Annotated in this window: 25 protein-coding genes; 13 read left to right on the plus strand and 12 right to left on the minus strand. The window is 67.9% G+C overall.

Annotated elements, in window-relative coordinates; translation table 11 throughout:
* Window positions 1-4: 4 nt before the first annotated feature.
* Window positions 5-892: a helix-turn-helix transcriptional regulator gene (locus DWG18_RS11945; protein WP_115647394.1), complete on the minus strand. Its 888-nt coding sequence runs from the start codon at window positions 890-892 to the stop codon at window positions 5-7.
* A 293-nt stretch (window positions 893-1185) separates the two neighbouring features.
* The gene (locus DWG18_RS11950) at window positions 1186-4191 is read right to left on the minus strand and encodes a TonB-dependent receptor (RefSeq protein ID WP_240318521.1); all 3006 of its coding nucleotides are present in this window, start codon (window positions 4189-4191) and stop codon (window positions 1186-1188) included.
* Between the two features lie 231 nt (window positions 4192-4422).
* On the opposite strand from DWG18_RS11950, the gene DWG18_RS11955 reads away from it, so the two are divergent.
* Window positions 4423-5196: a DUF1223 domain-containing protein gene (locus tag DWG18_RS11955; protein ID WP_115647395.1), complete on the plus strand. Its 774-nt coding sequence runs from the start codon at window positions 4423-4425 to the stop codon at window positions 5194-5196.
* An 11-nt stretch (window positions 5197-5207) separates the two neighbouring features.
* Here DWG18_RS11955 and DWG18_RS15330 read toward each other — a convergent pair whose 3' ends face one another.
* Entirely contained in the window at window positions 5208-5360 is a 153-nt protein-coding gene (locus DWG18_RS15330) for a hypothetical protein (RefSeq protein WP_162823827.1), read from the minus strand.
* Window positions 5361-5674: 314 nt separating this feature from the next.
* On the opposite strand from DWG18_RS15330, the gene DWG18_RS11960 reads away from it, so the two are divergent.
* The 5 genes from DWG18_RS11960 to DWG18_RS11980 all read left to right on the plus strand — a co-directional run bounded on the left by DWG18_RS11960 (window position 5675) and on the right by DWG18_RS11980 (window position 9475).
* Entirely contained in the window at window positions 5675-5902 is a 228-nt protein-coding gene (locus tag DWG18_RS11960) for a hypothetical protein (RefSeq protein ID WP_115647396.1), read from the plus strand.
* Between the two features lie 64 nt (window positions 5903-5966).
* Complete coding sequence (locus DWG18_RS11965) at window positions 5967-6365, plus strand: DUF488 family protein (RefSeq protein ID WP_115647397.1); 399 nt, start codon at window positions 5967-5969, stop codon at window positions 6363-6365.
* Between the two features lie 69 nt (window positions 6366-6434).
* Window positions 6435-7652 (plus strand): cation:proton antiporter, encoded by a 1218-nt coding sequence (locus DWG18_RS11970; RefSeq protein WP_240318522.1) that lies wholly within the window; start codon window positions 6435-6437, stop codon window positions 7650-7652.
* Window positions 7653-7736: 84 nt separating this feature from the next.
* Window positions 7737-8987 (plus strand): threonine synthase, encoded by a 1251-nt coding sequence (locus DWG18_RS11975; RefSeq protein ID WP_115647399.1) that lies wholly within the window; start codon window positions 7737-7739, stop codon window positions 8985-8987.
* A gap of 86 nt (window positions 8988-9073) precedes the next feature.
* Window positions 9074-9475: a hypothetical protein gene (locus tag DWG18_RS11980; RefSeq protein ID WP_162823828.1), complete on the plus strand. Its 402-nt coding sequence runs from the start codon at window positions 9074-9076 to the stop codon at window positions 9473-9475.
* Between the two features lie 3 nt (window positions 9476-9478).
* Here the strand turns inward: DWG18_RS11980 and DWG18_RS11985 are convergent, their stop codons facing one another.
* The 5 genes from DWG18_RS11985 to DWG18_RS12005 all read right to left on the minus strand — a co-directional run bounded on the left by DWG18_RS11985 (window position 9479) and on the right by DWG18_RS12005 (window position 11331).
* On the minus strand, window positions 9479-9805 hold the full coding sequence (locus tag DWG18_RS11985) for a hypothetical protein (protein WP_115647401.1): 327 nt from the start codon (window positions 9803-9805) through the stop codon (window positions 9479-9481).
* Window positions 9806-9911: 106 nt separating this feature from the next.
* On the minus strand, window positions 9912-10220 hold the full coding sequence (locus tag DWG18_RS15660) for a glycine zipper 2TM domain-containing protein (RefSeq protein WP_115647402.1): 309 nt from the start codon (window positions 10218-10220) through the stop codon (window positions 9912-9914).
* A gap of 372 nt (window positions 10221-10592) precedes the next feature.
* Window positions 10593-10913, minus strand: coding sequence for a thioredoxin family protein (locus DWG18_RS11995; protein WP_115647403.1), 321 nt, complete (start codon window positions 10911-10913; stop codon window positions 10593-10595).
* A 3-nt stretch (window positions 10914-10916) separates the two neighbouring features.
* A complete protein-coding gene (locus DWG18_RS12000; RefSeq protein WP_115647404.1) occupies window positions 10917-11105 on the minus strand; it encodes a hypothetical protein in 189 nt (62 codons plus the stop codon).
* Between the two features lies 1 nt (window position 11106).
* On the minus strand, window positions 11107-11331 hold the full coding sequence (locus DWG18_RS12005; RefSeq protein ID WP_115647405.1) for a hypothetical protein: 225 nt from the start codon (window positions 11329-11331) through the stop codon (window positions 11107-11109).
* Between the two features lie 146 nt (window positions 11332-11477).
* On the opposite strand from DWG18_RS12005, the gene DWG18_RS12010 reads away from it, so the two are divergent.
* Entirely contained in the window at window positions 11478-12026 is a 549-nt protein-coding gene (locus DWG18_RS12010) for a hypothetical protein (RefSeq protein WP_162823829.1), read from the plus strand.
* Here DWG18_RS12010 and DWG18_RS12015 read toward each other — a convergent pair.
* From DWG18_RS12015 to DWG18_RS12025, 3 genes are all read right to left on the minus strand, one after another.
* Entirely contained in the window at window positions 11969-14905 is a 2937-nt protein-coding gene (locus DWG18_RS12015; protein ID WP_162823830.1) for an EAL domain-containing protein, read from the minus strand. The genes DWG18_RS12010 and DWG18_RS12015 overlap by 58 nt on opposite strands.
* A 108-nt stretch (window positions 14906-15013) precedes the next feature.
* Window positions 15014-15619 carry a DNA-3-methyladenine glycosylase gene (locus DWG18_RS12020; RefSeq protein ID WP_115647408.1) on the minus strand — a complete coding sequence of 202 codons (606 nt, stop codon included), beginning with the start codon at window positions 15617-15619 and terminating at the stop codon, window positions 15014-15016.
* Between the two features lie 147 nt (window positions 15620-15766).
* Entirely contained in the window at window positions 15767-16267 is a 501-nt protein-coding gene (locus DWG18_RS12025; protein WP_115647409.1) for a hypothetical protein, read from the minus strand.
* A 96-nt stretch (window positions 16268-16363) separates the two neighbouring features.
* Between DWG18_RS12025 and DWG18_RS12030 the strand changes: the two genes are divergently transcribed.
* The 3 genes from DWG18_RS12030 (at window position 16364) to DWG18_RS12040 (ending at window position 18293) form a co-directional block, all read left to right on the plus strand.
* A complete protein-coding gene (locus DWG18_RS12030) occupies window positions 16364-17089 on the plus strand; it encodes an HAD family hydrolase (protein WP_115647410.1) in 726 nt (241 codons plus the stop codon).
* 102 nt (window positions 17090-17191) lie between these two features.
* Window positions 17192-17674, plus strand: a complete 483-nt coding sequence (locus tag DWG18_RS12035; protein ID WP_162823831.1) for a hypothetical protein — start codon at window positions 17192-17194, stop codon at window positions 17672-17674.
* Window positions 17675-17795: 121 nt separating this feature from the next.
* A complete protein-coding gene (locus DWG18_RS12040; RefSeq protein WP_115647412.1) occupies window positions 17796-18293 on the plus strand; it encodes a hypothetical protein in 498 nt (165 codons plus the stop codon).
* A 164-nt stretch (window positions 18294-18457) separates the two neighbouring features.
* Here the strand turns inward: DWG18_RS12040 and rpsU are convergent, their stop codons facing one another.
* On the minus strand, window positions 18458-18673 hold the full coding sequence (rpsU, locus tag DWG18_RS12045; RefSeq protein ID WP_115647413.1) for a 30S ribosomal protein S21: 216 nt from the start codon (window positions 18671-18673) through the stop codon (window positions 18458-18460).
* 152 nt (window positions 18674-18825) lie between these two features.
* Between rpsU and tsaD the strand changes: the two genes are divergently transcribed.
* From tsaD to folK, 3 genes are read left to right on the plus strand one after another with little or no spacing between them, the layout of a single operon-like run.
* Window positions 18826-19881: a tRNA (adenosine(37)-N6)-threonylcarbamoyltransferase complex transferase subunit TsaD gene (tsaD, locus tag DWG18_RS12050; protein WP_115647414.1), complete on the plus strand. Its 1056-nt coding sequence runs from the start codon at window positions 18826-18828 to the stop codon at window positions 19879-19881.
* 54 nt (window positions 19882-19935) lie between these two features.
* On the plus strand, window positions 19936-20292 hold the full coding sequence (gene folB, locus DWG18_RS12055; RefSeq protein ID WP_115648171.1) for a dihydroneopterin aldolase: 357 nt from the start codon (window positions 19936-19938) through the stop codon (window positions 20290-20292).
* Window positions 20289-20777 carry a 2-amino-4-hydroxy-6-hydroxymethyldihydropteridine diphosphokinase gene (gene folK / locus DWG18_RS12060; RefSeq protein WP_115647415.1) on the plus strand — a complete coding sequence of 163 codons (489 nt, stop codon included), beginning with the start codon at window positions 20289-20291 and terminating at the stop codon, window positions 20775-20777. Before folB ends, folK begins: the two co-directional genes overlap by 4 nt.

Consider the following 20777-nt stretch of genomic DNA (forward strand, 5'->3'; position numbering starts at 1 on the left):
GCGCTCAACCCCGTGCCCTGACGAGGCGATCATGTGCACCGAGCCCACGCCCGGCGCGTCGTGCTTCGGTGGCGGTCACGCCGAAATGCGACTTGAAGGCGCGGCAGAATGCACTGGGACTCTCGAAGCCGACCTCCGCTGTAATGTCGCTGATCGACAAGGGGGAGTCCGCGACGAGCTGCCAGGCCCGGGCGTGCCGCAGCGATGCGGCGTATTCGCTCGGCGTGTGGCCGAATACGTCGCGATACAGGCGGACCAGATGGTGTGCGGAGTAGTTCGCCTCGGCAGCGAGCCCGTCCAAACGCGCGACGCTGTCGACACGGCTCTGGATGGCGTGACGGACCCTGCATAGCCTCGTCAACGTCCGTATCCGTGCGTCGCGTGTGCGCCCGGGGCACGCGGCGAGATGGGGCGCAAGTTCGACCTGTTGCTCGCGCACCAGAGCGACCAGCAGAGAACGCGCCAGCGCCGGGTCCGCTGCGTCGCGTACGTGCCGGGCCAACCGCATCCACGCGCGCAAAACCGCCACCGATGCACGCGACTGCCATAGCAGCAGCGGCGGCTCCCCGCGCATCCACGCTCGGACCGCGACTGCGGGCACACATGCGGCGAGCGCCCAGGTCGAGCGCGTCGGCGTGACCAGCACGTCGCTCTCCGGCCAGGACAACACGTCGCGCTCGCCGAGGCACCAGCTGCGTTCGGCGGCGTCGCCGCAGAGCGAGCCCCGCAGGCTCAGCCAAAGCGCGACATGGCTCGCGGGTACGCTGAAGGGCGGCGTGCGCGGGCCGATGCAGATGAGGCGCGCGTGGTCGTCACTCCAGTCGCGCGCGCTCACGTGGGCACGCTGCGCGCGGTCGAAGGTCCAGCGGATGCTGTGGATGTCCGTCCCCATGCCGGCAGCGTAGGAAGCCGTTCGCGAAGGAAGCAGTCCACTTCACGCGTGGAAAAAAGAGGCCACCGCGGTGGGGAACCGCGGTGGCCCAGGGTGCCGGCGACCGGCGACTGCACTCGAAGCGGGAGACCAATCCCGCGACGCATGGGCACCGTGAGAGAGCGGTGGTGCAGTGGCGTCAGGATCACCGCGGCACCACGGCGATGATGTGCAGCGGCGAGCCTCCGGATTGACCGGAATGGGCGAACCGCGTCGCGACAGGTCGTGCGCGACGCGGTTCGCGTCACGGTGCGTCAGAACTTCTGGTTGTACGAGAGATAGAAGAAGCGGCCCGGTACCTCGTACTGCGGATCGAAGCTGTTGGCGAACGTGGTGAATGCCAACGGCGGTTCCTTGTCGAAGGCGTTGTTGACGCCCACCGTGACCTTCGCGTCCCACGGCGCCTTCCAGTACACCGACACGTCGTGATAGGTCGTACCGCCGATGTGGTTCTTCGACCCGGGCTGCACGACGCCATTGGCATCGACGGTGGCGTCGTTGCAGAGCTGACCGAAGCCGTAATCGTTGTAGTAGAAGGGGCAGTTCTCTTCCTGGCGCGAGAAGTACCGGGTGAACCAGGTGGCGCCGAAATCGCCCATCTCCCAGCGCGCCATGAGGTTGCTGCGGATCCGCCAGTTGTTGCTGCGGTCGAAGTACTCGCCGACGATGCTGCCGCCGTCGCCCGGATCGATCACCCCGTTGTTGTTGTTGTCACTCTCGAACAGCGAGGTGTAGGTCGTGTCCCACGCGAACGAGAGCCGCCCCCAGCCCATGTCCGGCAGGCGGTAATTCACGGTCATGTCCCAGCCTTCGACGTTGGATGCACCGACGTTGAGGCCACTGGACAGCAGCGTGTCGATCGAGCCCGCGGGCGAGCGCGAGTAGAGGCCGCAGAACGGTTGTGCACCCTCGACGATGCACTGGTCGAGGATGAACTGACCCGAGAACTGGGTGATGGCGTTGCGCAGTTCGATGCGCCACCAGTCCAGCGACACATCGAACGCGCCCGGAATGAACTTCGGACTCCAGACGACACCGAGCGTCTTGGTCGTCGACGTCTCCGGCCCGAGATCCGGATTGCCGCCGACACTGATGCGGATCTGCGCATTGCCCTGGTCGTAGCCACCGACCGGCACGCCCTGCGCATGGCAGCGCGCCTTCTGTTCCGGCGTGAGGCTGTTGTAGGCACCGCTGAACGTCGTCGAGCACGGGTCCGCGATGGTGGGGAACGAGTCGGTCACGCCCTGGTACAGCTCGAGGATGGACGGTGCGCGGAAGCCTTGCGCCCAGTTGCCTCGGACCATCAGCTCATCGATCGGACGCCACTTGAAGCCGAACGCCGAGTTCACGGTGCGGCCGAAGTTGGAGTAGTCCGACACGCGCGAGGACAGGTCGAATTCCAGTTGCTTGGCGCCGGGGATGTCCTTCAGCAGCGGCACGGAGACTTCAAGGTAGGCCTCGCGCACGGCGTAGCCGCCGGCGGTGGGTGCGCTGGCGTTGCCGGTCGTATTGCCGGACGCGATGAGTGCATCGGGCTGGCTGAAGCCGCTTTCGGTGCGGCGCTCGAGGCCCGCCGCGAACGCGAGCATGCCGCCCGGCAGCTCGGCGATTTCGCCGGTGATGTTGGCGTAGTAGTCCTTCATCTTGTACGACAGCTCGTCGTGCGCGACGAACGACGAATACGACAGCATGTCCGGCGTCACCGTGCCGACACCGCCGAGCAGATTCAGCGGAACGCAACCGGGAATGACGGTGGCGAGGTTGCCCGGCGTGCTCACGCAGACCGGCGTGCCGGTCGCATTGAGCATCGACGGGCCGAGGGCGTTGCGCAGGGCGAGGACGTTGAACAGCCCGTAGGTCGTGTCGTTTTCGTCGTTGCGGGCATAGACCATGCCCGCATCCCAGGTGAAGTAACGGTTCCAGCGCTCGAACGAGCCTTCGAGGCCACCGTTGAAGCCGAAGGTGTCGACGTTTTCGTTGAACGATCGGCCGCCGGTCTCGACGAGCCGGCGCTGCACACGCGTGACGTCCTGGCCGAACGGGTTGTAGAGGTTGTACTGGCTGATGAAGACACTCTGCGACTGCACGCCAGCGCCCGGGCCGAAGCCCAGCACGATCGGCATCGCGGCAAGCAGCTGCTCCGAACGACGATTGTTGTACGTCGCGGTGATGAATGCGCTGACGCTGTCCGTCAGGTTGACCGAGGCGCGCCCGAAGATCGACTTGCGCTCCTGTGGCGTGAGCAGATAGTTGTCCGGCGCGAAGTTGTAGAGGTCGGAGGCACCGCGAACGCGGAACGGCGAAGCCGCGTCATTACGCGTGACGGTGCCCTGCACGCAGCGCGTGCCGGCAAACTGCGGCGGCAGCTGGTTACCTGCAGCGGCGATGGCCGGCACGCCCGTGTTGGTCGTGGTGGTCGAACCGTCCGGGTTGAGGAAAAGCGGGGCGCCCGACGCGTTCTGCCGCTGGCAACCGGTGGCGCCGAAGCCGAAGCGTCCATTCGGCGTCGTGGACGAGCCGAATGCCAGACCCGTGTGATACGTCGGCTCCGCCGAAACTTCCCGGTCCCCGGCGTGGACCGGCTCTTCCTTGACGTAGCCGGCGCCGAACATGGCGCTGAAGCGGTCGTCGGAGGTGCCGATGGTGAAGTCGTAGGACTGACGGAAGCCGTCGCCCTTGTCGAACATGCCGAGGTAGCCGTTGAGCTCGGCGCCCTGGTAGTCGGTGCGGAGGATGACGTTGACCACGCCCGCGATCGCGTCGGAGCCGTAGATCGACGAGGCGCCGGCCTTCAGGACTTCGATGCGCTCGACCGCGGCGGTCGGGATCGTGTTGAGGTCGACCGCGCCGCCGAGGCCCGTGCCACCGACCCAGCGACGACCGTTGACCAGCACGAGGGTGCGGTTGGAGCCGAGGTTACGCAGGCTGACGCGGGTTTCGCCATCGCCGCCGTTGTTCATCGTGGTGTTGAGGGTCGAACCGTTGGCGGCGAGGTTCTGGATCACGTCGCCGACCGAGGTCAGGCCCTGGGCCTGGATCTCTTCTCGGTTGAGCGAAACGATCGGCTGGGAGGTCTCGGACTCGGCGCGACGGATGCGCGAACCGGTCACTTCGACGCGGCCCAGCTCCTGGGTCTTCTTGTCGCCCTCGGACGACGCTGGGGTGTCCTGCGCGAAGACCGGCAGCGCGACCATCACGGTCGAGGCCAGCGCAAGGTGCAGGCCACGCGTCAGCGGGTGATGCGGAAGATGGAAAGTCATGGAAGCTCCATTCGAATAGCCCGCCGGACGGCTGGGTCAATGGAACTTACAAATCGTTAACGGCCGACCATTGCCGGATCGTGCGGTTCCGATGTGCGGGAAGCAGGATTTCGCACACGAGCGGTCCATCGCCGCTCATCCGCGAGGTGGACCGTTCGATGGTGCTATGAAGTGGTCTGCGGAGGCGGCTGCAGTTGACCTAGCGTCGACGCGACATCAACGGAGCCCCGCATGTCTCGACGCTGGATCGCCATTGCCGTCATGGCCACATGCGCGTTGTCATCGGCGAGCGCAGTGGCGGCCTGTTCCGCCACGAGCGGCACGACGCGCGTACCGATCGTCGAGCTCTATACCGCGGAAGGCTGCGACCAGTGCCCGCCGGCGGATCGCTGGCTCGGCGCGCTGGCGGCCTCGGAGGATGTCAATGCGATGGCTTTCCACGTCGACTACTGGAACGACGCGGGCTGGGTCGATCCTTTTTCCGACGCGGCATACACGCGTCGACAGGAGTATCGGGTTCGCCTGGCCGGCACGAGCACGTTGTTCACGCCGCAGGTGATGGTGGGCCGTCGCCATGCGGTCGACTGGAAGAGCGACCCGGCATTCCGGCGGGCCGTAGCCGATGCGCGAGAAGGTGCGCCGGCCGTCAGGCTTGGCCTCTCGGGCCAGGTCGACGCCGCGACGGGCACCGCCCGGCTGAAACTCGACGCCACGCCCGCCGCGCGCATCACGGAGCCCGCGATGCTGTGGATCGCCGTGTATCGCGATGCCGTTGAGCACCGCGTCACGGGCGGCGAAAATCGCGGCCTCACGTTGCATCACAGCCACGTCGTCCAGCAACTCGCCGGGCCGTGGAAACTCGATGCGAACGGTGCACACGGCAGTGTCGTCGTGCCATTGCGCGGCGTGGGTTCCGCCTCGTTGACGGCCGTGCTGTTCGCCGAAAGCGGACGCGACGGCACGACACTGCAGAGCGTTGCGCTACCGCTGGCGCGTTGCCAGTAGGCGACGCGCGGTCACCGGATCGCGCACGCGGCGCTGGTGACGAGCAGTGCAAGCAGGATCGCGACGCGCTGGAAACGCGCTCGCATGCGGGACAGCTGGCGACGGGTGAGATGCCGCGACGGGCCGCCGTCGGCGCGGCGTGCGGCGATGTATCGAGGGCTCATGGCGCCAGTAAACCGGTCGACTGTCGCTTGCGGATGAAGACGCGTCACGGTTTTCGACGGCGCGTCGACGGCGGTCGCGACCGCACGTCGGAGCGTCGCCGGCTGCTCGTGTCCGACCGTGCCGCGTGATTGCACGGTCGAGCCGCAATGCAGCCCTACAACGCGCGATGGCGCGCGCGCCGGACCGCGAGCGCCGCTTGCGTGACGTCAGTGACCATGACTGACGACCTGGTGCGCGATTTCGTTGCAACTTTTCGCGCGCGGCAGGCATCGGAATAGATGTGCCGCCCCGGCACGCGTCCCGTCTCCCCGCCATGTCCGCCTTCATGCTGTTCGGCACCGTGCTGACGATCGCGTTGGTGCTTGCCCTTTCGTTCCTGGTCGGCGATGCGCTGCATCGCGAACACGTCGAAGACGACGAACGCATGCGCCGCCGCGCGCGCGTGTTCCGTCTGCCCACCATCATCAGCCGCACCTATGTCGGCATCGACCGTCGCCGCGTGCCGCGCGCCGCGAATGACGACGTGCGCCACGCCGCCTGAGTCCCGCCCGCTGGCGCTCCGGAGCGCGACGCGCGAGCATCGCGCGACCGTTCCGGAGCGCCCCATGGCCATTCGCATCGTCCGTCTCGGCTCGCCGCGTCATCCCGGCGAGGGCACGCGCCTCGGCACCGTGCGGCGCCCGCCCCGCGGCGTGCGCAAGGACGAGTTCGCCACGCGCGATTTCTACGACGTCTGGCTGCCGACGCTCGCGCCGCAACCCGAGACGGTCGCCGCCGCACTTTCGGCGACCACGCCACGCGAGCTCGCAGCGTTCGTGAAGCGCTATCGCAGCGAGATGGGCAAGGGCGAGGCACGCCACGTGCTCGACACGCTCGCCGCGCTGTCGCATACGACCGACTTTTCGGTCGGCTGCTATTGCGCGGATCCCGCACGCTGCCACCGCTCGATCCTGCGCGACCTGCTGGCCGAACGGGGCGCCGCGATCGTCGACGAGCCGCTGTAACCCGCATCGCCACGGCCGCGGGCATACTCCGGCCTTCCTTGGGGAAGGACCGCCGCGATGCCGCATGCGATGAGCACCACCGAAGTCTTCCTGATCGCGATGGCGATCATCTTCGCCGTGCCGTACATCATCTGGCGGCTCGGGCGCACGGACTACTTCGCGCCGCTGGTGGTCGTGCAGATCATCATGGGCATCGTGCTCGGCCCGGGCGTGCTGGGTAAGGCGTATCCGGACTACTACGCACTGGTGTTCGCGCCCGATGTCGTGAAGTCGCTCAACGGCCTCGCGTGGTGGGCGGTGATGCTGTTCGTGATGATCGCCGGCATCGAACTCGACCTGCGCAAGGCGTGGGAGAAGCGACGCGAGAGCACGATCACCGCGGGCCTCGCGCTGACGGTGCCGATGCTGTTCGGCTCGGTGGTGGCGATCGGCATGCTCGGCCTGCCCGGCTGGATCGGCGAGAAGGGCCTGCCGTGGCAGTTCGTCATCGGCGTCGGCATGGCCTGCGCGGTGACCGCGCTGCCGATCCTGATCCTGCTGATGGAGAAGCTCGAGATCCTGCGCGCGCCGATCGGCCAGCGCATCCTGCGCTACGCGAGCCTGGACGACGTCGCGATCTGGGGCGTACTCGCCGTCGTGCTGATGGACTGGCAGCGCATCGGCCGCCAGGCCGCGTTCCTCGCGGTGTTCGCCGTCGCCTGCGCGCTGTATCGCCGGCTGATGCCGAAGCTGCCGGCGCGCGATCGCTGGTTCGTCGCGCTGATCTGGCTCGCGCTGTGCGCGTTCGGCGCCGACTGGTCGGGGCTGCACTTCATGGTCGGCGCGTTCCTCGCCGGCGTAGTGATGGACGCCGAATGGTTCGAGCAGAAGCAGATGGACCAGCTACGCCACCACGTGCTGATGGTGATGATGCCGGTGTTCTTCCTGAGCACGGGCCTCAAGACGGCGTGGTCGGTCGGCGGCGCGACGGTGTTCCTCGCCGCGGGCGCGCTGCTGGTCGCGTCGGTGACGGGCAAGCTCGCGGGCGTGCACATCGCGGGCCGCATCCTCGGCTGGAAGCGCGGCGAGGCTTCGATGATCGGCTGGCTGCTGCAGACCAAGGCGCTGATCATGATCATCTTCGTCAACGTGCTGCTCGACAAACAGCTCATCACCGCGGCGACGTTCACCGCACTGCTGCTGATGGCGATCGGCAGCACGATGCTGACGGTGCCGGTGGTCGCGCCCAAGCTGCGCCGTCTCGCCAGCGCCGCCGACACGCGCGGGGAACTCGCCCCCACCACCTGAGGCATGAGCTCAGAACGCGCGCGCGGTTGAAATCCGCGCGCGGGGCTGCGATACCGGCGGACGACTTTTTCCGAGCGACCGTCCATGGGTTACGTGCGTTGCGTCCGCGGCATGGCGTCCGGCGTCGAATATTCCGCCGACCTGCCGATGAACCTCGATCCCGTCGACGGCCGACCGGTCGAGATGGTGCTCGACCTCGAGCGCCTCGCGGCCGAGGAACCGGACGCGTCGTGGTATCGACCGCAGCGTCGCGACATGTGGCGCTTCGGCGCATTGATGGCGCTAGATGCGAGCGATCCGCGCGACGCAACGCATCTCGTCCCGCTCGGCGAAGGCGCGACGCCGCTGCTCGACTACTCGACGCATCCGGTCGCAGCGAAGGCGGCCCTGCGGCTGCAGCTCAAGGACGAAGGCAAGGCGCATCCGGGTTTCGGCGCGAATCCGACGCAAAGCTTCAAGGACCGCGGGATGGCGATGGTCGCCGCGCAGGCACGCCGCCTCGGACTGACGAAGCTTGCGGTGCCGACACAGGGCAATGCCGGCGATTCGCTGGTGCGCTATGCGCTTGCAGGTGGACTGTCGGTGGTCGTCGCGATGCCGGAGGACACGCCGATGCCGATCCTCGGCAGCGTCGCCGCGGCGGCGAAGCGGTGGCCGGATAGCGTGATGCTGGAACTCGTCGGCCCGACCATCCGCGAAGCCGGCGCGTTCCTCAAAGCGCACTACATCCCGCAGGGCTGGTTCTCGGTCGCGACGTTCCAGGAACCGGGCTGGCGCATCGAAGGCAAGAAGTCGCTCGGCCTCGAACTCGCCGAACCCGCGCCGGGCGAGACGCGCTGGTCGCTGCCCGACGCGGTGATCTATCCCACCGGCGGCGGCACCGGCATGCTGGGCATGTGGAAGGCCTGGGACGAACTCGAAGCACTCGGCCTGATCGATTCCCGCCGTCCGCGCATGCTCTGCGTGCAGAGCAGCGTCACTGCGCCGCTGGTGCGCGCTTTCGACACGGGCGCCGACGACACCACGGTCGTCGATGCGGGCCACACGCTCGCGACGGGCCTCAACGTGCCTGGAGGCGTCGGACATTTCCGCGTGTTGCAGATCATTCGCGCCAGCGGTGGTGCCGCCATCGCCGTCGACGAAGCGGACATCGCGAACGAACTCGCGTCGACCTGGCGTCGCACGCATGACTGGGTTTCGCCCGAAGGCGCAGCCTGCCTCGCCGCGCTGCCGCAATTGCTCGATCGCGGCCTGTTGCGTGCCGGCGAGCGTGTGGTCGCGGTCAATACGGGCTCCAGCGAAAAGTACCTGCCCGCGCTGCGCCACCTGCTCTGACGCCGGCGCGTCATGAATACTGGTCAGGCTGATGGCATGACCTGGACCCACCGGATCGTCGCGTTCATCTGGGGCATGGCGGTCGCATGGAACGCCATGCTCATCGCCATGACATGGGGTGCGTGCGCGATAGCGCGACGTTGCCGCAGTCTCCGTGGCTAGTCGGCGGCGCGCTCGCGTTGTTCTGGGTCGCTGGCGTCGGTCTCGCGGCGTATGCGTCGATGCAGGCCTGCACGCGCGTCCAGCTGTTCGACGACGGTGGCCTGCTGGTACGGCAGAACTTCCCGCTGCGCGCCATCGAGCACCGCTTCGCACCCCGCGAGCGCCCGCACGCGCATCTCGTCGAGAGTGTCGACAGCGACGGCGATGCCTACTTCCGCTGCGATCTCGCGCCGCGCGCGCCGTTTGCTTCGCCAGTCTGCGTCGTCGAAGGCCCGCGGAATCGATGCGAAGCCGCGTGCGCACGGCTCAACGCCGCACGGCGATGAGGATCAGGCCGGACCGCCTTCGCGCAGCTCTTTCGCGTTCCACAACTGGAAGCGACGCTGCCCGCGTGCGGTGTCGACCAGGAATTCGACGATGCCATCAGGCATGTGCACGTAGACACCGCTGGCACGCGCCGTCGCGGCCTTGATCGCCTTGAAGAACGCGCGGTCGGCGAGCGGATCGATATGCGATACCGCAAGCACGCGGATCGCATGGACATGCTCGTCCACGGCCGCATCGAATGCCTCGACATCGAGTCGCCGCGCGCCCAGGCGCGCGATCGACTCGGCGTGGTCGACGATGGCGTCGGCGATTTCGGAATAGGCGCTCACGCGGGACTCCGCAAAACGGGGGCGCAGTGTACGCAGGCGCTGTCGATAGCGCGGAAACGACGACGGCCGGACCCGAGGGCCCGGCCGTCGCCTGCTACGTCACGTCTTAGCGATCGCAGACGCGCACGACTTCCTTGTACACGCGATCCTGGTTGTGACGCTGGATCTTGTGGCCGGCCACGCCGCCGGCGACTGCGCCGCCGACCGTTGCGAGATCCTTGCCGGTGCCGCCACCGACCTGATGGCCGAGCAGGCCACCCAGGGCGGCGCCGACCACGGTGCCAGTGACGCGATGCGGATCCTTCACCGGCTTCTTGTGGTAGACGACCTTGTCGTGGCACGCGGCCTGGGCCGCCGGAGCAACGACGGCGGTGGAGAGCAGCACGGCAACGAGAAGCGAACGGACGTTCTTCATGACGACCTCGGGGTTCGGGGATGGACCCACCCTAGTGCGCGCTTCCCGGCTGTTCGCTGACTGCGGGCCGTGCCGAGTCAGGCGGCGGTAATGGATGTCGCCGCCGCGCGAGCACCGTCACGTTCGCCTGCCGTCTCGACCTCATGCGCGCAACAATCGACGCGCAACCGAAGCCGCTGTTGCTCAGCGTCGTGGATTGCGCCTGCTTCCGGGCCGCTTGTAACGCACATGTCCGCCTTCGTCGCACTCGTGTAACCGCGCTCCACACCGCTGTCGACGCGCAGCCCGTGGCGACCGCCCATGATCTGCGCGAGGCATAGCCCGACGTTGCGCCGCGTGCGATGTGCGGAGTGGATGCGACGGGCTGCATCGCTACGCCTCGTCGTCGAACAACGCTTCGATCTCACTCGACCCGCGGGGCCGCACGACGCGCCCGTACTCGACGCCGTCGCGCATCAGCACGAACGTCGGCCAGAGCTTGATGCGGAACGAGCGACCCAACGGTTTGCCGCGTCCGTCCTCGATGCGCAGGTGGCGCACGTCGTGTTCCGCCAGCGCGTGCTCGGCCAGCGGCTCGGCGGCGAGGCAGTGCGGACACCACGGCGCGCCGAACTCGAGCACCACGTCGCCCGGCATCGCATCAACCGCCGCGCGGGTGGGCTCCTGCGCGACGTAGGCATGGCTGGCGGGCATGCGTCAGTGGTGGCCGCGACCGAAGCCGGGATCCCGCGAACGACTGCGATCGATCGCGGCGGCGGTGTCCTCGGCCTGGGTTTCCGGGCGGTTCGGGGGCGACACCTTCTGGCCGTGACGGTCGAGGTCGCGCGCCTCGTCCTTGCGGCGCGAGTCGCGGGTGGTGCGGCGGTCGGTCGGATCGGTGCGCATATCAGGCGCCTCCGCTGCGATCGCGGTGGCTTTCACTGCCGCTTCGGCGGTCGTCGCTGCCAGCGTCGCGGGTCGGCGTCTCCTTCTGCAGCGCCGACTTGCGCTGGGTGGGTCCGTCGCGCCCCGCGCGCAGCGCGTGGGTGCGACCGCCGAGGTCGTCTGGACCGGACGGCGGATTGCTGCGGCCCGCGTCGTTCAGGTGCTTGTCGTGGATGTTTCGACTCATGGTGCCCTCCTGCTCGTGTCCACGATGCTGGTCACCCGCGCGTTAGACAGGGGCCACGGGGCGGTGAGCGCCGGATAACGCCGTCGGTCGGAAACCGCCGCCTCGTGCACGCAGCTCCCACAGCCGGACGGTAGGTTGCGACATTAATGAGACGACGGTCACATTCCGACAGGACGCTGCCCCGGCTGCTCGCGGGGCTGGCACTGCTCGTCGCGACGTCAGTGCCGGCCGCGCCGGGCTCGGGTCAGGCGTCCCCGGGCGCCGCGGCGCCTGTGTCGCGCTGGCAGGCCCGCGGCGAAGGGTTGGGCGCCCAAGCGGCCTGGCGGATGCCGGGCGATGGCGCCGGCTTGATCGTCCAGTGCGACCGCGGCGCCGCGCGCATGCTGTTGCGCATCGAAGCCACGGCACTGCCGTCCGGCCTGGACAAAGCGTCGCTGGTCGCCGACGGCATCGGCATGGACTATCCACTGGACCGCCGCAGCAGCGGTGGTTACGTCGCCCGGATCGCGCTGGACGCACCGATCCTCGACCGCATGCTCGTCGCGCGCTCATTCACGCTGTACGGCGGCGGTCGCCTGCTGCAGACCGGCACGCCCGGCGAGGCACTGGGGCGCGTGGTGCGCGCCTGTCGCGACCTTCACTGGCCGCGCGAGGCGAGTATCGATCCCAGCGAGGCGGGCTTGGCGAAAAAGTAACCCTGACCGAGTTCGCAGCCGAGCGTCATCAGCGCGCGCCGCTGCGCTTCGGTCTCGATACCTTCGGCCACCACTTCCAGACGCTGTGCACGCGACAGCGCGAGGATGGCGCGTACCACCGCGGTGCTGCCGCCCTCTTCCTCGATCTGCAGGTCGTTGATGAACGAGCGATCGATCTTCACCGTGTGCAGCTTGAAGCGATGCAGGTAGCTGAGCGACGAATACCCGGTACCGAAGTCGTCCAGCGCGATCAGCACGCCGCTCTCGCGCAGGCGGTTGAACACCAGGCCGATCTGCTCGGGATTCTCGAGCAGTGCGCCCTCGGTGACTTCGATGCGCACCTGCGACGGCGACACACCCTTGGACGCGACGAGATCGAGGAAGCGCTGGTCCAGTTCCTGCGAGCGGAAGTGGCGCGGCGAGAAATTGAGATTGACGTACTGCCCCGGCTTCAATAGGCGCGAAATGCAGTCGAGCGTGCGGTCGAACACCTGCCAGTCGATCGCTTCCATGCTGCCACTCGCATCGGCGACATGCAGGAAGGCGCCCGGCGCCAGCACGCCACGATCCGGATGGTTCCAGCGCATCAACGCTTCGTAGCCGACGACCGCGCCATCCGTCAGGCGCACGATCGGCTGGAAATACGGCTCGAACTCCTGGCGGGTGATCGCGCGGCGCAGGTCGCTCTCGACTTCCAGCAGCTGCAGCGCCTGTTCGTGCAGTTGTTCGTCGAAGACTTCGATGCGGTGGCGACCGCCGGCCTTGGCGCGGTACATCGCGATGTCGGCGTCGCGCAGCAGGTCTTCCGGCGAGGTGTAGTGGGGGCTGCTGAGCGTGATGCCGACGCTGACGCCGGAGAACAGCTCCTTGCCCTCGACACGCACCGGCTCCCTCAGCGCATCGATCACGCGCTGGCCCATGCGCATCGCCGATTCGGGCGAGTCGACCTCCATCAGGATGGCGAACTCGTCGCCGCCCAGGCGCGCGACCATGTCACGTCCGCCACGCACGCAGTGGCTGAAACGGCGCGCGACCTCCTTGAGCAGCGCGTCGCCCACCAGGTGGCCGACCGAGTCGTTGATGACCTTGAAGCGATCGAGGTCCATGAACAGCACGGCGAAGCGATACGACGGATCACGTTCGCGATGCGCGAGCGCGCGCACCAGCTGGTCGCGCAGGTAGGCGCGGTTCGGCAGGCCCGTCAGCGAGTCGTGCAGCACTTCGTGCTTGAGGCGCTGTTCGATCTGCTCGCGCACCTCGATCTGCTCGGAGAGCTCGATGGTGCGTTCGGCGACGCGGCGCTCGAGATCCGCGTACGCGTTCTTCAGTTCACCGGCGGCGCGTTGACGCTCCAGACCGTTCGCGATCTGGTAGCTGATGAAGGTAAGCAGTTCGCGATCGCGATCGCTGTAGCCGACACCCGGCGTATAGCTCTGCACCGCGAGCACGCCCATGACGCGATCGCCGAGCACCAGCGGCACACCGAGCCACGCGACCGACTCCTTGCCCATCATGCTGAGCTCGCCGCGATGCTGAAGGTCGCGGATGTGCTCGATCGTCTCCGGATTGGTCATGTCGAGCAGCAGCGGCTTGCCATAGCGCATCGCGTATTCGGACACGCCGCGGCCCAGCGGACGGCTCTCGGCCTTGTTGCCGTACTGGTCGACGAAGTACGGGAAGTTCAGTGTCGCGCCGTCGTCGGAAAGCAGCGCGATGTAGAAGTTCCGGGCATCGAGGAACTCGCCGACGATGCGATGCACCGCAGCGTGGAATTCGTCGAGGTTGGTCGCGGTGTGCGAGAGCTCGGCGATCCGGTAGAGCGTCTCCTGGATGCGCACGCTGCGCTGGCGCTCCTGCACCTCGAGCGTGAGCGCCTGCGTGCGCTCCTCGACGCGGCGCTCGAGTTCTTCCTGCTGCAGCTTGCGATCGAGCGCGGTGAGGATGTGGCTGCCGACGTAGGTCAGCAGCGCCTGGTCGGCCACGGTGTAGCGCGGGCGTTCGATGTAGCTCTGCACCACCAGCACGCCGCGCACGGTGTTGCCCACGAGGATCGGCACGCCCAGCCAGTCGTAGGCGTCGACGCCGATGTCGCGCATCGGGCCGGAGATCTGCTTGCGCATCGCCTGCATCGAACCCATCAGCGGATGCTTGTCGCGGATCACGTACCAGGTGAGGCCGCGCTCGAGCACCTCCATCGAGATGAACTCGTTTGGCGGACGCGTGATCGTGTCTTCGGTATCGACGAGGTAGATGAAGCGGATCGCGTCGCGCGTGTCGTCGTACAGCGCGATATAGAAATTCTCGGCGTACATGAAGCGACCGACGATCGCATGCAGCTCGCGCAGCATGTCCTCGAGGTCCATTTCCGAACTCGCCATGTCGGCGATCTGGAACAGGGCCGACTGCAGCTGCTCCGAACGCTCCAGCGCGTGCATGGATTCGGTCAGGCGGTTCTTCTCGAACACCGCGCGGGCGACTGGCGCCAACAATTCGCACTGCTCGCGCACCTGCGCGCGCATGTGGGCCTGGCCGTCGAGCACGACGCCGATCGCGTCACCGCTGGCCTGCACTTCGATGCACGCCGCGACGCGGCCGTGCGTGGCGTCGACCGCCCAGTCGTCATTCGAACGCGCCGAGCGCGCAAGCGGCATGTCGCCCTCGAGCAGGCAGGCCGACGGATGCGACTGCAGGTCGCCGCCCGCGCTGCGCCAGACCACGGCGACGCGCTCGAAGCCCTCGCCGGTGAGGTAGGCCGCGACGCGTTCGGCAAAGTCCGTGATGTCGGCGGCATCGAGCAGGCCGCCGAGCGCGCGCCCGATGCGCTGCCGCTCTGCCGCCGGTGCCCGATCCATCCTCATCGCGTTCAGTGCCGTTCCCATCGTGTCCATCTCCGGCCGTCTTCTGGCCACGCCTACGGGAGGGCAATCCTCCCTGCCGTCATATCGGCCGGCCGCTCACAACGCTTGAACGGCCACACGTGACAGGTGTCAGGCTTTCGAAACGAACGAATTGCAAGGAACGTACCATCGCCAGGGTGCAGCCACTGCGTGACGGATGCCGATGCGTCGGCCGGTTACGGGCGATTCGGGCGGAAGTGTGCCGTCGTCCACGATTCGCAGTCCGCCGCGTCCGCTGACGAGGTCTGCGCCGTCCTCGGCACCCGTGATGTCGAAGGCTTGGCACAGGCGCGCCGGTCCGCGGCAGAGATCACGGTCGGACTTCGCAGCGGGTCGTGCGGCGCGCATCAGCGGCAGCCCATCGAGCGGCTCGAGCGCGCGCAGCAGGACGGCAACGCCTTCGCCGACGTCGCCGCAGACCGGGTTGCAGCACCAGTGCATGCCGTAGGTGAAGTAGACATACAACCGTCCGGGCGGACCGAACATGGTGGCGGTGCGCGGTGTCGGCCCGCGGTAGCTGTGCGCGGCCGCGTCCTCCGCACCGCAGTACGCTTCGACCTCGACGATGCGCCCGCGCCGGCCGTCTTCACGCACCAGCACTTTGTTGAGCAGCTCGGGGCCGACGATCCGCGGATCGCGGCGATAGAACGCGGCCGGTAACGTGCGGCCGCGCCGGGCGGGCGACGGTGTATTCACCGCGGACTCCGCAGCATCGCCTGCCCGTAGTGACGTCGGTCATGCATGCGTTCGCGTGTTCGCTTTGCCGGCTGCCTGCCGAGCCTCGTCATCTCCGTCGTGCTGACGGTGCTCGTCAATGTGCTGCTGCGCGCCTGCAGTGGCTGATCAGCGCAGCGTGCTCGTCGCGTGCTCGAACGGCAGCAGGGTCGCGCCGGTGGCTTCGATCGCCGGACCCGCGACGCGCTGCGTGGCGGCGTCGGTATCGATCACCACCAGGATGCGGCCCGCGGCGATCTCGTCGTGGAACTTCTGCCGCACCGGATCCGGCAGGCCCGAGCCGAACAGCGCGGACGAGAATCCGCCGATACCCGCGCCGGCCAACGCGACGATGCCGGCTCCGGCGAGGGTGATCCCGATCGGCGTGAAGACGACCGCGGCAAGGCCCAACAGCAGGCCGGTGGCGCCGCCCGCCACCATGCCCTTGATCGCGCCGGGGATGGCATCGCTGTCGGCTTCCTTGTGATCGTTCGGGATGGCATCGAGTTCGATGTCCGACCGCGCGACGAGCAACAGGCATTCCTCGCCAACCCCGGACCGGCGTGCGGCGGTCATCGCGGCGCGGGCCATGTCGAGGTCGGTGGTGCTGTAGACGTGACGGGTTTTCATGGCGACTCCCTTCGCACGCGTCGCGCGTGCCGTAGAGCGGCAGCGTGGCGCGCGGCCGGTACACGAAGCGTGAGGGGCGTCTGCGATACTGCGTGCATGGCACTCAGGATGATCGGCTTCGACGGCGACGACACGCTGTGGCGGAGCGAAGACTATTTCGCGCAAGCGCAGCAGACGTTCGAAGCGATCGTCGCGCCCTACGTCGAACTGCGCGGCGACGCGCTGCACGAACGCCTCTATGCGGTCGAGAAGCGCAACATCGCCGTGTTCGGCTACGGCGTGAAAGGCATGGCGCTGTCGATGATCGAGACCGCCATCGAGATCACCGACGCACGCATCGCCGCCGCCGATATCCACCGCATCGTGCAGCTCGCGCAGTCGATGCTGCGGCATCCGGTCGAGTTGCTCCCCGGCATCCGCGAAGCGGTGGAGCGCGTGGCCGCACGCTGGCCCGTCGTGCTCATCACCAAGGGCGACCTGTTCCATCAGGAAGCGAAGGTGCGTGAGTCGGGGCTGGCGGATCTCTTCCACCGCATCGAGATCGTCAGCGAGAAGGACGTCGCCACCTATGCGCGCTTACTCGAGGAGTTCGGCATCGACGGCGCCGACTTCGCGATGGTCGGCAATGCGATGCGATCGGACATCGCGCCGGTCATCGAACTTGGTGGCCACGGCGTGCACATCCCGTATCACCTGACGTGGGTGCACGAGCGCGAAGCGCAGCTCGCCGATCCGTCACGTCTGCGCACGCTCGAAAACGCGAACGCCCTGTACGACGTTCTCGACGAGATCGAACGCCGCATGACCGCAACGGGAACGTGAGCTGAGCCGATTCGGGCCTCACGTCGAAATTAAATAGGGATTCACTTCACCGGGTGCATCGTCGACCCATGCCCGCATGGTGCGGGACGAATGGAGGATTCCATGGCTCTTACCCGCTGGGTCGCACCCGCCGTCCTCGCCGCGTCGCTCGGCGTCGCCTCGCTCGCGCCAGCCCCGGCGAAGGCACAGTCGATGAACGACCTCACGCAGGCGATCGTCAACATCGCCGACGTCGTGTTCCAGGGCAATCAGCCGTACTACCGCTACGGCGATTACAGCGCGGACGATCGACTGGTGATGCGCCGTGACGCATACGGCCGTCCGGTGTACTACCGCGTCGTCAATGGCAATAACGGTTACAACAACTACTACAACAACAGTTACAACAGCGGCTACTACAACAACGGCTATCGCACCTCCGCGCCTTATGGTCGCGCCTACGGTTACTACAACAACCAGGGCAACCAGCAGCGCGTGAAATGCAACAAGAACGGCAAGTGCAAGGCGGAGTACTACGATCCGCGCTATGACCGTCACGGTTACGGCCGCGACGACCGCCGCTGGCACGACCGCGACGACGACTGAGTCCTCGGAACGACCGATCGGTCCACGCGCCACGGCCTTCGGGCCGTGGCGTTTTTCGTTCGCGACTGGCAGACCCGTCATCGCGCGCGCATGATCGTCCCGCGCCACGTCGAGAGTCCCAATGAAGAGCCCCGCCGCCCTGCTGCTCGCGTGCCTGCTGCTGCCCGGCATGGCGGGTGCACAGGCATCGCCCGATCGCCATACCGGCGACGCCTGGGTCGACGCGCGCCTCGCCGACATCGACGTGTACGCCGCCACCTACCGCGACGCGTTCGTCGACGAGATGGCCCGCTACCACCGCGCGCCCCGCGAATTCGTACTCGAACTGCTCGCGCGCCCCGGCTGGACCGCCGGCGATGTCTACTACGCCTGCAGCCTTGCGCAGCAGGCCGGACGGCCGTGCCGTGCCGTCGCCGACCTTCGTGGGGCGACCCCGACGCCGGGCTGGGACACGCTCGCCCACGATCTGGGCCTCATGCCTGGCTCGCCCGGCTTCCATGCACTCAAGCGCGAGGTGGTCACCACCTACGATCGGTGGGCACGGCCGGTGCGGGTCGACGCCGAACTCGCACGCGACTTCCCGCAGCGCCCGCGCGAGGCGGACAAGCCCGCGAAATGACCTTCGCGCCCACCCGGCGCGAACCTGACTGTCGTCAACCGGTTGAGCCCGCTAGGGGCCGCCAACAGAATCGCCAGAACCAGAACGCAGAAAAGCCGGCCACGCGAGGGCGTGGTCGGCTTTTGGTGCTGCATCAACGCGCGCCGGCGAACCGGCGTCGCGGATCAGTACATGCGCTGGCGCTTGGTCACGTCGCGCGACGAGCGACGGGCCTGACGCTTCACGGCCGCAGCCGCCTTGCGCTTGCGCTCCTGCGTCGGCTTCTCGTAGAACTCGCGCTTGCGGGTCTCGGCGAGCACGCCGGCCTTCTCGCAGGTGCGCTTGAAACGGCGCAGGGCAAACTCGAAGGGCTCGTTTTCGCGGACTTTGACGCTCGGCATACGGTATCTCGTGGTTGGGACCGCCGGGCACGGGCCAGGCGAGCCGCCTATGATATCGGCCTGCCCCACGGCGCCGCAACCCGTCGCTCTCACTTTTTCGTCATGGCGGCCGCGCCGCGGTCGGACATGCCCGCCAATTCGAGGCCAAGTCGTTGAAAGTCCTGGGAATCGAGACCAGCTGTGACGAGACCGGCGTGGCCGTCTACGACACCGTCGACGGCCTGCGTGCCCACGCCGTCTACAGCCAGATCGCCCTGCATGCGCAGTACGGTGGGGTCGTGCCCGAGCTCGCCAGCCGCGACCACGTGCGCAAGACGCTGCCGCTGATCCGCCAGACGCTCGCCGACGCCGGCCTGTCCACCGCCGACCTCGACGGCGTCGCCTATACCGCCGGCCCGGGCCTGGTCGGCGCCCTGCTGGTCGGCGCCGGCGTGGCGCGGGCACTGGCCTGGTCGCTGGACGTGCCGGCCATCGCCGTCCACCACATGGAGGGCCACCTGCTCGCTCCGTTGATCGAGGACGCCGAGCAGCGCGCCGCCCTGCACGCCGGTCGGCCGCCCGAACCCTTCGTCGCGCTGCTGGTGTCCGGCGGGCATACCCAGCTGGTGGGCGTTGACGGCATCGGCCGCTACCGCCTGCTGGGCGAGACGCTGGACGACGCCGCCGGCGAGGCCTTCGACAAGACCGCCAAGCTGATGGGCCTGCCCTACCCCGGCGGCCCCCAGCTGGCGGCGATCGCCGAACACGGCCGCCCCGGCGCCTTCAAGTTCGCGCGCCCCATGACCGACCGTCCCGGCCTCGATTTCAGCTTCAGCGGTCTCAAGACGCAGGTGCTGCTGGCGTGGCGCGCCTCCGACCAGACCGATGCCACCCGCGCCGACATCGCCCGTGCCTTCGAGGACGCCGTGGTCGACACGCTGGCGATCAAGTGCGCGCGGGCGCTCGATGCGACCGGCTTCCGCCGCCTCGTCGTCTCCGGTGGCGTCGGCGCGAACCGGCGCCTGCGCGACAAGCTGCGCGAGCTCGCGGCCCAACGCTGCGCGGCGGTGGGCTTCCCGCCGCCGGTGCTGTGCACGGACAACGGCGCAATGATCGCGTTCGCCGGCGCACTGCGCCTGCAGGCCGGGCAGCACGCCGACCTCGGCGTGCACGTGACGCCGCGCTGGGACATGTCGACGCTGCCCCCGGTCGAGTTCGCGACCGCGTGAGTGGACATCGCGCGGCGCGTCCGTAGCATCGCCGCACCGCCCGGGAACGCCACCATGGACCACGTCTTCATCGAAGGCCTCGAAATCGAGACGCTGATCGGCATCTACGACTGGGAACGCCGCATCCGCCAGCCGTTGCTGTTCGATCTCGAGATGGCCTTCGACAATCGCGTGCCTGCCGCCCACGACGACATCGCGCATACGCTCGACTACAAGGCCATCAGCACGCGCATCCGCGACTACGTGTCGGAGTCCGGCTTCGGCCTCGTCGAAACGCTGGCCGAACGCGTCGCCGAACTGGTGCTCGCCGAATTCCCGGTGCAACGCCTGAAATTGAAACTGAGCAAGCCCGGCGCGGTGCGCGGCGCGCGCGCGGTCGGCGTCATGATCGAGCGCTCGCGCGCGGCATGAGCGGTCGCGCCTATCTGAGCCTGGGCAGCAACGTCGCGCCCGCGGCGCATCTGCGCGCGGCCATCGATGCGCTGCAGGCGCGCTTTGGCGACGTCGTCGTGTCGCCGGTCTATCGCACACCCGCGGTCGGGTTCGACGGGCCGGCGTTCCTCAATGCCGCCGCGATGATCGATAGCGATCTGGAACCCCAGGCGCTCAACGACTGGCTGCACGCACTCGAAGACGCGCACGGTCGTGATCGCAGCGGCCCGCGCTTTTCCGATCGCACACTCGACATCGACATCGTGCTGTTCGACGACCGCGTGCTGAGCGGCGACGGTCATCTGCGCATTCCACGCCCCGAACTCGAGCACGCGTTCGTGCTGCGCCCGCTCGCCGACATCGCACCCGACGTCGTCGTGCCCGGCACGGCCCGCACCCTCGCGCAGTTGTGGGCGGCGCATGCCGAATGGGGCACGCCGGGCGACGTCGTTGCGCTGACGTAG

It is taken from the genome of Lysobacter sp. TY2-98, from assembly GCF_003367355.1.
Taxonomy (GTDB): Bacteria; Pseudomonadota; Gammaproteobacteria; order Xanthomonadales; family Xanthomonadaceae; genus Cognatilysobacter.